Raw genomic sequence first — 13,053 nt, 5'->3', positions numbered from 1 at the left:
TTACTTTTTCGATTCTCGCAATCGCGGGTCGGTCGCTTCCTGCAGTCCTTCGCCGATCAGGTTGTAGGCGAGCACGGTGAGAAATATTGCGGCGCCGGGGAAGGCGATCATCCACCACGCCGATTTGCTCTCGCGGCCGATATTCAGAATGGTTCCCCAGCTGGGCGTTTCGGGCGGGGCGCCGATGCCGAGCACGCTGAGGCCCGCTTCGAGCAGGATCGAGGCGGCAATGCCGAACGAAATTGGCACCAGGATGGGGGCCATCGCGTTGGGCAAAACATGAAAGAAGATGATCCGTGGTGTACTCGCGCCAATCGCCCGGGCCGCGGTTACGTATTCAGCCATTCGCAGCTTCAAGAATTCGGCCCGCGTCAACCGCGAGATCGACGGCCAACTCGTCACGCCGATCACCAGCATCGTATACCAGATCGATGGTTTCTCGACGATGGCCATCAGCGCGAGAATGAGAATGAGCGTGGGAATGCACATCACGATTTCGGTCGAGCGGCTGATGATCATATCGGCCACGCCGCCGAGATAGCCGGCAATGCCCCCCAGCACGATGCCGATCACCGCGGCCAGGCCCGTCGAAACGAAACCGACAAGCAGCGCGATCTGTGTCCCATGCACCATCTGAGCGAAGACATCGACGCCACGGCCCGTAGTGCCCATCCAATTTTGTCGCGTGGGGGGAGACCAACTTGGATTTGCCGGAATGCCCGGAAACTCGCCATCGACAATGGGATCGGCTGGATCCTGATAAGCGATCGGCCAGATCGCCCAGCTGTTGGGATCTTTGTTTTTCAGATTGTAGTAGAACTTTTGCTCAAAGCCATCGGTGAAGAAGATCGGGTTTTCGAGCGAGGCATTGAAGTAATAGAGGCAGGGAAAATAGAGCCGGCCTTTGTACTTGCAAACAACCGGTCGCCGGCCAGCAATGGCGGGCGAGAAGATAGCGACGACGGCCAGGAAACCGATAAAGAACAATGCCATCATCGCCAACGGCCGCCGGCTGAAGCGTCGCCAGGCATCGGCAGCAAAACCGCGCGAGCGCGGCGCTTTGGCGACGTGCGGCGTTTGTGTCGGCTGTCCACCGAGCGGGGAAGGAGGCGTTGTTTTCAGGTCGCTGCTCATGAACGCTGTGGGCCGGTTATTTGTAAGTGATCCGCGGATCGACAAAGGCATAGGCGATGTCGGCCAGCAGTTGCCCGGCCAGCGTCAGGATGGTGAACATCAACACCAGACCCATGATGAGTGGATAATCGCGGTGGCCGATCGCGCTGTAAAACAGGTTGCCCATGCCTGGCCAATTGAAAATTGTTTCCAGGATGACCGCTCCGCTCAGCAATCCAGGGAGCGACAGGCCCAGCAGCGTTACGAAGGGAATGAGCGTATTGCGAAAGCCGTGATTGACGATGATCCAGAACGGATGCACGCCCTTGGCCCGCGCGGTGCGAATGTAGTCCTGTCGCATGACTTCTTCCATGTTCGCTTTGGTGAAGCGACTGTCGTAGGCCAGGCTGCCGTACGTCATGCAAGTGAGGGGCAGGATCAAATGCGTCCAGATGTCCCACAAGCGCGAGAACATCGGCAGATTTTCGAAGTTGTCGCTGGTCATTTGCGACGAGGGGAGCGAAAAGATGGTCCCTTGCAGCTTTAAGTAAAAATAGACGAGCAGCATGAGCGCAGTCACGTACGACGGCAGCGAATATAAGAAGTAGAGAAACACACTGATCGCGCGTTCCTGCAGCGTGCCGCTGTAAGCCGTCGAATACAAACCGATGGGAATCGAGACGACGTAGGCGATGAGAATCGAGGGGATGGAAAGGAGCAGCGTGGGACCGATGTGTTCGGCAATCACGCCGCGGACCGGTCGCTTGTAAAAAAACGACGAGCCCAGATTGCCGCGAACCAGATTGCCTCCCCAGCGGAAATAAGCGATGTACCAGGGCTTATCGAGCCCGAACGATCGCCGCATGCGAGCGTAGTCTTCCTTGCTGATCGGCTTGTCGGGGTTCATCGCCGCCGCTTCGTTCTGCGTCGGATCGCCCGGCATGATCCGGATGAGGAAGTAGACGAAGAACGTGATGAACAGCACCGTGATCGCGGCAAATCCTAAGCGGCGAATGAGGTAGTTTGTCATGAGGCTTCAGCGAGCGGCGGCGGAAAAAACAACCGGGCAATCCCGGCCAAGGATCAGGTGAGCAACTGCTCTCTCATTCCGCCGCGCGATAAATGCTGCCGAAACCGGGACTGTAGTGATAAGGGCCGCGCGGGCTGAACATGTAACCGCGCAGTTCCTTGCTAAAGCCGTAATACGCATTCTGGTAATACAGCCAGGTGTAAGGCTGATCTTCCCAGGCGAGCATGTGAATCTTGCCGTAGATTTCGGCGCGCTTCTCGTCGTCGAATTCTTTGCGGCCGGCTTCAAACAGCTGATCGATTTCGGGGTTCACGTAGCTGCCATAGTTTCGTTCGCCGGTGCTTCCCCAAATGTTGACGCTGGTATCGGGATCGGCGCCCGTGCCCCAGCCGCCAAACGCGGCTTGAAATTCCTTCTTCAGCAACTTGTCTTGCAGCACCGAAAACTCGGTGGGCTTCACCGTGCAGCGAATGCCGATCTTTTCCAGGCTTTGCTTGAGAATGGTGCAGAGCTCGATGCGATCGGGACGATCGGCCACGATGATACCAAAGTCGAAGTTCTCGCGTTTGCCGTTGATTTCCTTATCGAGAATTCCATCGCCGTTGGAATCTTCCCAGCCAGCTTCCTTGAGCAGTTCCTTCGCTTTGGCCAGGTCTTGCTGAATGAATTGCGGGGGATTCTTCGGCGCCCAGCGCGAAGTGGGGTGGAACATGCCGTTGCAGGGCTCGTCGAGACCGTAACGATTCTTCTCAAGCATCTGCTTGTGATCCATCGCATAGCTCATCGCCCAGCGCACGCGTTTGTCGGCAAACAGCGGCACCTTCATGTTCCAGATGAAATGGAAGCTCGTCCATTCGATCCCGCGGGCCTTGGTGTTCTTGCGATAGAACTCGTCGTCGTCCGATTCTTTCAGCCATTGCAGCGGCGTGAGAATCATTTCATCCAGATCGCCGCCCTTTAGCTGCAACAGCGAAGCCGAAGGATCCTTCACGAACTTAAAGCGGATCGTCTTAAAGTAAGGCTTGTCGCGAACTTGCTTGCCTTTGTGCATGAAGTAATCGTCGCGACGTTCGAGCACGGCGCCTTGGCCGAGCGTGCGCTTCGAAAACAAATAAGCACCGCCGGCGACCGGTGACTTTTCGGTCGAGACCCAGTAGTCGCTGTTTTGCAGCGTAGGATCAGCTGCCAGCTCTTTCGGCTTGTCGTAGACATGCTTCGGCACGACCGGGAAGTTGATGTTCCAAACGTTGGTGGCCGCCGATTCCGGATGGAAAAAGATGACCGTGTGATCGTCGTAGGCTTTGACATACTTCAGCTTGTCGGTGCCCGATCGAACGGCTGGCACCGGGACCTTTTCGGTCATGATCAACTTGTAGCTGAACTCGACGTCGTGAGCCGTGATCGGCTTGCCATCGGACCAAACCAGGTCGTTCCGCAAAATCACCTTTTCGAACAGCCCATCCTTGCTCGTCTGCCACGAAACGACCGAGTCCTTGCTGGCGAACGGCTTGAAGTTCCAATCGAAACCGAACAAGCCGAAACCGGTGAGCCCACTGATATCGCTCTCGGTTACCGAGCTGGAAAGGAGCGGGTTCGTCGACTTCACTTCGAAATTGGAGTGCCGGACGATTTCGGCGTCGAAATTTACTTGTTTGTCGTCAGTCGGCAAGCGACCGAGTGCGCTCAAGATCCTGTCGTTTTCGGCCGTTCCCACATTCTTCAAGGCGAGCGCCTCGGCGACGGTGGCCAGCGGCTGTTCCGCAGCTTGCTTCTCACGCAACAGCACCAAGCCATCGAGCACCGGCCGGTCTTGCCAATCGGCTTTCGCGTCGAGTTCAGCCAGCGGCGGCGGATCAAAAGGCTTGACGAGGTCGCCCAGCTTGAATTCCGCGGTTGTTTCTTCGTCGCCCCCAAAATCGCAACCGACCGCAACTGCCAGACTTGCGATCACCAACGAAAAAACCAGCCAACGGGGGTGGGACATAGTCGCTTCTCTCATAGTTGCTCGGGAACTTCCCATTGCCGCCCGTTCCACGGGCGAATTGCAGGTCAATCTAGCCCCTGGCGGCAATGGCAGCAACCGCCAGGGAGTCGAAGCTCAAGCTAGATCGCTACTTGCGCCCTGCGTGACACGCACCAGTGCATTACACCGGCGGTGTCATCTCGCGGCCTTCGACGTCGCGGAGTTCCACCTCAAGGTGCTCGGGGAAGAAGCTTGACGAGGTGAGGATTTGCACCGTCATGTTGGCGTCGTCTTCGAGCCGCATGATTTCGCGGCGCTTCTTATTGTTCAAGTACGCGCCGACGGCTTCGCTGACCTTTACGGTCACGCGGGCGATCTTGGGCTGTTGGCTGGAGAGCATCAGCAGGCGAACCACTTCGATGGCCATGCTCTCGGGTGTCTTCACCACGCCGCGGCCGGTGCAGCAGGGGCAATCGCTGTAGACGCTGGTCTTCAAGCTCGGGCGAATGCGCTGGCGCGTCATTTCGATCAAGCCGAAGGGGCTGGTGCGGAGAATCTTCGTGCGAGCGCGGTCGCGGCGCATCGCATCGCGAAGGGCCCGCTCCACACCGCGGCGATGCTTTTCGCGCCGCATGTCGATGAAGTCGTTCACCACCACGCCGCCGAGATCGCGCAGCCGGAGCTGACGAGCGATTTCTTTTGCAGCCGAGACGTTCAACTTGAACGCGCTCGTTTCGGCATCATCGCCGGTGCGGAAGTTACCGCTGTTCACGTCGATGGCCACGAGGGCTTCGGTTTGATCGATGACGATCGAACCGCCGCCACGGAGCGGAACTTTCCGCTTGTGAATGCCGGCGATTTCTTCATCGAGCTTGTACTTATGGAACAACGGCTCGCGGCCATCGTACAGTTGCAGCCGATTGACGTGCCGCGGCATGACGAGCTGCAAAAATTCCTTGGCTCGCTCATAAGCATCGGGTTGGTCGATGTAGATCGAATCGATATCCGCAGTGAAGATGTCGCGGATCGTGCGGATGATCATGTCGCTTTCTTCGTAGATCACCCCCGGCCCGTTCGTCTTCTTCAGCCGGCGAGCGATCACCTTCCACAGCCGCAGCAAGTAGGCCATGTCGCGCGACAGTTCCTTCTTCGCCCGATCTTGACCGGCCGTGCGGACGATGAAACCGAGCCCCTTCGGCGGGTTGAGTTCCAGCAGGGTATCGCGCAGTTGGCGGCGGAGTTGATCGTCTTCAATCTTGCGCGAAACACCCACGCGGCCGAGCGCCGGCATCAGCACCAGGTAACGACCGGGGATGCTGATGTAGGTCGACAGGGTTGGACCCTTCGTGCCGATCCCTTCCTTGATGACTTGCACGAGCACTTCGTCGCCGCGGCGGAAGATTTCTTGGATCGGCGGCTTCACGCGCGGCCGGCCACCGCGGGGCGGACGACGATGGCGTTGCTGCCGTTGTTGGCGAGGACGTTCTTCGCCCTCTTCTCCTTCTTCACCGCCGTTGTCGTCTTCGCCGGTGTCGATGTCGGCATTGCGACCACCCATCATGGCTTCGGCAGGATCGAAACCGCCCTGACGGAAATATTGGGCTTCGACATCGCTGATGTGCAAAAAGCCGTTGCGACCGACGCCAAAGTCGACGAACGCCGCTTGAATGCTCGGCTCGAGATTCACGATCCGGCCGCGGTAGATATTGCCGACGTAATTGTCAGCACTCGCCCGCTCGATATACAGCTCTTCCAATTGGCCATCTTCAACGATGGCAATGCGGCACTCCTCGGGCTGCGAGACATTGACCAACATTTCGCTCTTCATACTGACAGCTTCTCTCTTGATTTGGGGGCCTGCCCTGGCGTGCTGGCTGTGGCGGCCGCAGCGTCGATCGCTGCCGGCTCGCGGAGAAAGGAAATGCAGCGTGCGGCCGGAGGGTGGCTTCGCGGGCGATTGTCGAGTCGCTACCGGGTAATCCCGGCAGAAAATCGAATGCGAAGCGTTCCACATCATTGCTGTGATGACACAAGCAGTGGAACAAGGGGCGGCGCTGCAACTGGTTCTCGTGCAAGCCGCGGGGCTCGCCACGATCACCGTCAGGGCTGTGAACAAACATGAACGCAACGTGTACGGCTGCCCGCGTGCGGGCCTCGGCAACCACGGGTTCCCCAGCCGAAGAGTCCAGGCCGCTGCGCGAATGCATGAGGCGCCGCGATACCACCTGGCTCCGCAAAGCGGGTCGCGCGCAGGCCGACACAGTGTGTCGGACAAGGAGCGAAATGGGCCAGGTTGGCAACATCGTGAGTGGGAAACGAGAAGGTACCGAGAGTTTGGCGGATTAAACTGCTGCACGATCGTAAGGACCGAATTCGCGCACCCCGCCGAAACTATGGGGACGTATTATGCCGGAAAACAACCCGCATAGCGACTCCAAATGCCGCTGGGGCTTGGATTTTTGAAAAATGGGGAATTTGGGGGCGGGAGGCGGGGGACGAGAGGCGAGGGGCGAAAGAAGCCAGTCTTTACGGAGCTACCATTCCTGTACCGGCCGAAGTTGCTCGTCGAGTCGTTCCACTGGCCAAAAAATCCATTTGGCAAGCGGTTCTTGATGCTTGTAGTGATATTTCGCCTGTTCGCGATGCATGTGCCTCGATCCGCGTCGCTGAATTAACGCCCTTGGCGGCACCACCAACGCCAAATAGCTCCCCACATAAAGTGCCAGCAGAATCAGCAGCACGACAGCCAAAATCAGCGGTGTGCGGGATTCGCGTCGCATAAAACTGAACCCTTCATCTCTTTCCCTCGCCTCTCGCATCCCGCCTCTCGCATCCCGCCTCTCGCATCCCGCCTCTCACTCCACCGTCGTCCAAACCCCATTCAGCCGCCGTTCATGCGGATGGAACTTCGCCTTGTATTGCATATGCGCCGAGCCGGCCACGAAGAAGCCGAGGTAAAGGAACTGCCGGCGCTGGGCGCGGCAGAATTCCACTTGGCGGAGGACCGAGAAGGTGCCGATGCTCAAGCCTTCGATCGTGGGATCGAAGAAGCAATAGACGGCGGAGAGGGACGACTTGCCGACATCGGTGATGGCCACGCCGGCGAGGCGGTCTTCGTACCAATAGCTGAGTTCGATCGTTTCGCAGCAGCTATCGGTGAGAAACTCCTCGTAGCCAATCTGATCGATCGGGCCGTCGTCGCGCTCCAGATTGCGTAGCGCGCGGTGCAGATTAAAGAGCTTGATCCGCTCGTCGTCCACAATCGGTTCGCCAACGCGAGTTTCGAGCATTTCCATCCCGCGACGATAAACGCGCCGCTGCGTCGCATTCGGGCGGAAGCTTTCCAGATTTAGCCGAATCGGTTCGCAGGCCTGGCAATTGGGACAATGAGGCCGATAGAGCATGTAGCCGCTGCGACGATCGCCGACATCCAAACGCCGGTCAACTTGCCGCTGCGTAAGATGGGCCAGCGGTTGCCGGAGCGGCAACCGAGCGGTCTCTCCTTCCAGGTACGGACAAGGAGTGAGCTGGTCGTAGATGATTACTTCTTGGGGCTGCAAAGTGGCCCTCCCAGTAGTCGCAACGAGTACTCGCCTTTGTCCCACCAAAGGCCTTTTCGTCGTTCTCGCGACCACCGGCCCTGTGCCGGTGGGGCGATCACTGAACCGCTACCACTTGTAGCTCATCAGTGATTGCTCCACGGGGACAAGCCCCGTGGTCGCAGGATCGCGAAAGCTATTTAACGATCCTAACCGAACTGCGGATCGTCGTTCGCATTATATGTATCAAACTCGCGCAGGCGCTCCGGTGTCGGATCTTGAAACCGCGTGAAGTCTTTGTGCCATTCCATATTCACGTCGCCGACCGGGCCGTTACGCTGCTTGGCGATGATGATCTGGGCCTGGCCCGACAGCCGTTCGCGCTCTTCGCCGCGAGCATAATATTCTTCGCGGTGCACAAACATCACCACGTCGGCATCTTGTTCGATAGCACCTGATTCGCGGAGATGGCTCAGCTTGGGAATGTTGTCTTTGCCCGCTTCGGTTTGCCGGTTCAATTGAGCCAGACACATCAGCGGCACTTTTAGTTCGCGGGCAATACCTTTCAAACGCCGCGCGATCTTGGCGACTTGTTCTTGCCGCGGATCTTTCGCATTGTCGGGCTCGATCAGCTGTAAGTAATCGATGATGATCAACCCCAAACCGCCCGAACGTCGCTTGATCCGCCGCGCCGCGGCTGCGATTTCCGAAACGGTTCGGCCTGGCGAGTCGTCGACATACAACGGCGCCTTGGCGACTTCGGCGGCCTTCTCGACGAGCCGCAGGCGATCTTCCTGCGAGATCGTACCGTTACGAAGCCGATAACCGTTCACCCGCGCGACCGAGCACAGCAAACGATCGGCGAGTTCGATCGACGACATTTCGAGGCTGACAAACAGCACCGGGATGTTCTGATGGAGCGCGACGTTTTCGGCCACGTTCATGGCAAACGCCGTTTTGCCCATCGAAGGACGGGCCGCGAGAATCACCAGTTCGCCCGGATGCAGGCCGCCGGTCTTGTTATCCATGTCGCGAAAGCCATAGTCGCCCGAACCATCGGAGTGCGTCCCCATCATCATCGCTTCGAGGCGGTCCATCGCTTCGTGCAGAATGTCTTTGATCGGCTTCACCGCGTTATCGCTGCGGCTGTCGAGGATCGAGAAGACTTTCTGCTCGGCTTGTCCCAGCAGCTGCGCAGCTTCCGCCGATTCATCATAAGCGTCGCGGAGAATTTCCGTCGCCGACGTAATCAGCGCGCGATAAGTCGCTTTCTCGCGGACGATCTCCGCATAGTAAGTCGCGTGCGCGGCATTCGGCACCGCGTTAATGATCTTGGCCAAGTAGGCCTGCCCGCCAACCGCTTCGAAATCGCCAGCCGTCTTCAAGCGATCGATGAGCAGCGTCGGATCGATCTTCTTGCTCGACTCGTGCAGCCCGCACATATGTTCAAAGAGCTTCTGATGCCCTTCGTCATAAAAATCGCTCGGCCGCACAATCATGATCACGTCGTCGAGCACGTCAGGCAGCAGCACGATGCTCCCCAGCACGCCGATCTCGGCTTGCAGATCAAAGGGAGGCTGCTTGGTGAAGAGCTCGCCCTGCGATGGAGGCTTGTCGTCTTTCTGCGAGCCTTTGAATTGCGGCTTGTCTTTCCGCTGTACTGACGACATATGTCCTCCGTGCAATTTTCAAGAACTCCCGCTCCTCGGCACTCGCGTACTCCGCGTAGCGACCAGGAGGGGGTCGGGGTGAGGGGCCGAAGCGGACCCGAGATAATCGAGCGTTCGAACCGCTGAACACCAGGAAAAGGGCGGCCACGCTGATTGTAACGCGCGACCCTCCCTCAATTCGAATCACAGCGGAAAAATCGAAGCCCTAGCGATAGCACTCGCCGTTTTCTGCGGATCATCCCTCTCGCCAGACTGGGGAAAACCTGTCGCCGACGACACTTAACGCTGCTGGCTGACCCTTGCCCTTCCCCCTCCGAGACGTAGTATTCAAAGGAGGAGATGGACGCCATGAACACGCCGATCAAAATCAGTCCGGCCGTGCCAGTTTCCGCTGCGCCACTTTTCGCTGCACCTTCAGCGGGAGGGGAAAATCGGCCAGTCCCATTCATTCACACCGATCTGCCGGGCCCGCGCGGCAAGCAGTTGATCGCCGACGACGAGCGCTACACGTCGCCCTCTTACACGCGGGTCTACCCGCTCGCTGTCGAACGCGGCGCAGGTGCGATGATCGAAGACGTCGATGGCAACCGCTTTCTCGACTTCACGGCGGGGATCGCCGTTTGCTCGACAGGCCATTGTCATCCGCGCGTGGTCGCTGCCATCGAGCAGCAGGCCAAAAAACTGATCCACATGTCGGGGACCGATTTCTATTACGCCCCGCAAGGGAACCTCGCGCGCAAATTGGCCGAACTCGCGCCGGGCGGCAGCGACAAGCGAGTCTTCTTCACCAATAGCGGCGCCGAAAGTGTCGAAGCCGCGTTCAAGCTCGCCCGCTATCACTCGGGCCGGCAACACATGATCGCCTTCTTCGGCGCGTTCCACGGCCGGACGATGGGTGCGCTGTCGCTGACCGGCAGCAAGATGATTCAGCGCCGTGGATTCGCGCCGCTCATCCCGCAAGTGACGCACATCGACTACGCCAATCCGTATCGCGATGGCGCGGCCGCGTGTATGCACACGCTCAATCAACTCGAAGATCTCTTCCGTCGCACGGTGCCGCCAACGGAAGTGGCTGGCATCATCGTCGAGCCGATTCAAGGCGAAGGTGGTTACATCGTGCCGCCGCCGGAATTTCATCGCGAGCTGAAAAAGCTCGCCGAGAAGCACGGCATTTTGTACATCGTTGACGAAGTGCAATCGGGCATGGGGCGCACCGGCCAGATGTTTGCGATCGAGCATTGGGGCGTGACGCCCGACATCATTTGCCTCGCCAAAGGGATTGCCTCGGGCCTGCCGCTCGGTGCGATCATCGCGCGAAATGATCTGATGGATTGGGGACCCGGCTCGCACGCGAGCACCTTCGGCGGCAATCCGATCAGCTGCGTTGCCGCGCTGACGACAATCGAGCTGCTCGAAGAATCGCTGATGGCCAACGCTCGCGACGTCGGCAGTCATCTCGTTGCGCGGTTGAATTCGCTGAAAGAAAAACACCCGATCATCGGCGATGTTCGCGGCCTGGGCTTGATGGTCGGCGCAGAACTCGTGAAAGATCGCGAGACGAAAGAGCCAGCTAGCGCTGAGCGCGATGCCGTCGTCCAAGCCTGTTTCCGCCGCGGCCTGCTGATGCTCGGTTGCGGCAGCAGTACACTTCGCTTCTGCCCGCCGCTCGTGGTGACCCGCGAAGAAGTAGACACAGCAGTCGCGATTATCGATGAAGTGCTGGGAGAAATTTAGTGCGAGCGCAGCGAGCCTCCTGTTCCCTCGCCCCGCCGCGGGGAGAGGGTTAGGGTGAGGGGTCGAAGCGGGTACTAACTCCGATTCCAAGCATGCCTAAGATTTGGTCCACTCGCAGCCCAATCCCTCACCACGGCCCTCTCCCCGGAGTATCGGGGAGAGGGAGATCGGAAGCAGAAGGAAATTTCACATGTGGCAGGATCTCCTCAACCGTCTTCGCCTCCGCAGCACCAACTCCGGCGTCTATGCAGGCCGTTGGCTCGATCGGCCGAGCGGCGGTGAGATTGAATCGCTCAACCCGGCAACGGGCGAGATCATTGCCAAAGTGCACACCGGTTCGCTCGCAGATTTTGAAGTTGCTGCGAGCAACTCGCACGCGGCCTTTGCCAGTTGGCGAAAGTTGCCAGCGCCGCAGCGCGGCGAAATCGTCCGGCTGATCGGCGAACAACTGCGCAAACAGAAAGACGACCTCGGCCTGCTCGTCACGCTCGAAGCCGGCAAGATTCGCAGTGAAGGGCTCGGCGAGGTTCAAGAGATGATCGACATGTGCGACTTCGCCGTCGGCTTGTCGCGACAGCTCTATGGTTTGACGATCGCCAGCGAACGTCCCGACCATCGCCTGATGGAGCAATGGCATCCGCTCGGCGCGGTCGGCGTGATTACTGCCTTCAACTTTCCCGTAGCCGTTTGGGCCTGGAATGCTGCCCTCGCGCTGGTCTGCGGCGATCCGGTTTTGTGGAAGCCGTCGCATCTCACGCCGCTGACTGCCATCGCCGTGCAGAACATCGTCAACGATGTCCTCGAATCGCGTGGCCTCGCCGGCGTGCTGAATCTCATCGTCGGTGATCGCGACGTAGGCCAGTCGATTGCAGCCGACGTTCGCTTCCCGCTGATCTCTGCCACCGGCAGCACCGCGATGGGGAAGAGTGTCGCGGTGAAAGTCGCCGAGCGTCTCGGCCGCAGCTTGCTCGAGCTCGGTGGCAACAACGGCTGCATCGTCACGGAGTCCGCCGATCTGGATCTCGCGGTACGAGCCATCCTCTTCGCCGCCGTCGGCACAGCGGGCCAGCGCTGCACCACGCTCCGCCGACTCATCGTGCATGAATCGCGCGCGGAGGAACTCATCGCGCGCTTGAAAAAAGCCTACGGCAACGTGAAGGTCGGCCTGCCGTGGGAAGAAGGGACAGTGCTTGGACCGCTGATCAGCGAAGACGCCGTCAAACAGTTCACCGACGCAATCGCCACGATCAAGCAGCAAGGGGGCGAAGTACTCTGCGGCGGTTCGCGCATCGATCGACCTGGCTGCTATGTGCAACCGACCATCGTCCAGGCGAAACCTGCGATGGAGATCGTCAAACACGAAACATTCGCGCCGATCCTGTACGTCTTTACGTACCAGGATCTGAACGCGGCCATTGAACTGCACAACAATGTTCCGCAAGGACTTTCGAGCGCGATCTTCACCGAGCGAATGCGCGAAGCCGAGCAGTTCCTCTCGCCGGCCGGCAGCGATTGCGGCATCGCGAATGTGAATCTCGGCCCCAGCGGCGCGGAGATCGGCGGGGCCTTCGGCGGCGAAAAAGAAACCGGCGGCGGCCGCGAAGCCGGCAGTGACGCCTGGAAGGCTTACATGCGACGGCAGACCTGCACGGTCAACTACGGCACGACGCTGCCGCTGGCGCAGGGCGTGAAGTTTGACGTGGAGTAGTGGATCGCGAAGTCCTACGGGGCTATGCTGCGCCATTCAGCCTGGTAGTTGCCCACTCTTCGTCGAATTCTCCCCAGTAGTCGAGTTAATCCTATGACTACTTTGCTTGATCAAACTGGTTACGAACAAACCAAATCAAAGCTGCATCAGCTAGACGCGCGACTGGCGGTGATTCAGCAACGAACCGATTTGAACGCCGAGCATCTTCATCGAGTCGTGGCCTCTTATCAGGCGATGAAGAAGCAATATCTCGAAGAGATCAGACTGTTTGAAGCAACTCGCGCAAAGTCGTAGAG

10 protein-coding genes are annotated in these 13,053 nt (G+C 58.9%); 3 read left to right on the top strand and 7 right to left on the bottom strand.

Going from position 1 to position 13,053, the window contains the following annotated elements; translation table 11 throughout:
- The 7 genes from M9Q49_RS31820 to dnaB all read right to left on the bottom strand — a co-directional run bounded on the left by M9Q49_RS31820 (window position 1) and on the right by dnaB (window position 9,315).
- Complete coding sequence (locus M9Q49_RS31820) at window positions 1-1,134, bottom strand: ABC transporter permease (protein ID WP_254513354.1); 1,134 nt, start codon at window positions 1,132-1,134, stop codon at window positions 1-3.
- 16 nt (window positions 1,135-1,150) lie between these two features.
- Window positions 1,151-2,143 carry an ABC transporter permease gene (locus tag M9Q49_RS31815; RefSeq protein ID WP_254513353.1) on the bottom strand — a complete coding sequence of 331 codons (993 nt, stop codon included), beginning with the start codon at window positions 2,141-2,143 and terminating at the stop codon, window positions 1,151-1,153.
- Window positions 2,144-2,216: 73 nt separating this feature from the next.
- A complete protein-coding gene (locus M9Q49_RS31810; protein ID WP_254513352.1) occupies window positions 2,217-4,127 on the bottom strand; it encodes an ABC transporter substrate-binding protein in 1,911 nt (636 codons plus the stop codon).
- A gap of 160 nt (window positions 4,128-4,287) precedes the next feature.
- Window positions 4,288-5,934, bottom strand: a complete 1,647-nt coding sequence (locus M9Q49_RS31805; protein WP_254513351.1) for an Rne/Rng family ribonuclease — start codon at window positions 5,932-5,934, stop codon at window positions 4,288-4,290.
- A gap of 706 nt (window positions 5,935-6,640) precedes the next feature.
- Entirely contained in the window at window positions 6,641-6,886 is a 246-nt protein-coding gene (locus M9Q49_RS31800; protein ID WP_254513350.1) for a hypothetical protein, read from the bottom strand.
- A 75-nt stretch (window positions 6,887-6,961) separates the two neighbouring features.
- Complete coding sequence (locus M9Q49_RS31795) at window positions 6,962-7,666, bottom strand: arginyltransferase (protein WP_254513349.1); 705 nt, start codon at window positions 7,664-7,666, stop codon at window positions 6,962-6,964.
- A gap of 188 nt (window positions 7,667-7,854) precedes the next feature.
- Window positions 7,855-9,315: a replicative DNA helicase gene (gene dnaB / locus M9Q49_RS31790; RefSeq protein WP_254513348.1), complete on the bottom strand. Its 1,461-nt coding sequence runs from the start codon at window positions 9,313-9,315 to the stop codon at window positions 7,855-7,857.
- A 348-nt stretch (window positions 9,316-9,663) separates the two neighbouring features.
- On the opposite strand from dnaB, the gene M9Q49_RS31785 reads away from it, so the two are divergent.
- The 3 genes from M9Q49_RS31785 to M9Q49_RS31775 all read left to right on the top strand — a co-directional run bounded on the left by M9Q49_RS31785 (window position 9,664) and on the right by M9Q49_RS31775 (window position 13,051).
- Entirely contained in the window at window positions 9,664-11,049 is a 1,386-nt protein-coding gene (locus M9Q49_RS31785; RefSeq protein ID WP_254513347.1) for an acetyl ornithine aminotransferase family protein, read from the top strand.
- A 190-nt stretch (window positions 11,050-11,239) separates the two neighbouring features.
- Window positions 11,240-12,757 (top strand): L-piperidine-6-carboxylate dehydrogenase, encoded by a 1,518-nt coding sequence (gene amaB / locus M9Q49_RS31780; protein WP_254513346.1) that lies wholly within the window; start codon window positions 11,240-11,242, stop codon window positions 12,755-12,757.
- A gap of 93 nt (window positions 12,758-12,850) precedes the next feature.
- Window positions 12,851-13,051 carry a hypothetical protein gene (locus M9Q49_RS31775; protein ID WP_254513345.1) on the top strand — a complete coding sequence of 67 codons (201 nt, stop codon included), beginning with the start codon at window positions 12,851-12,853 and terminating at the stop codon, window positions 13,049-13,051.
- Window positions 13,052-13,053 lie beyond the last annotated feature (2 nt).

The sequence above is a fragment of the Anatilimnocola floriformis genome, assembly GCF_024256385.1.
GTDB classification, from domain to species: Bacteria; Planctomycetota; Planctomycetia; order Pirellulales; family Pirellulaceae; genus Anatilimnocola; species Anatilimnocola floriformis.
Note: the sequence above shows the minus strand (reverse complement) of the source record. Positions and strands in the feature narration are given on the sequence as shown.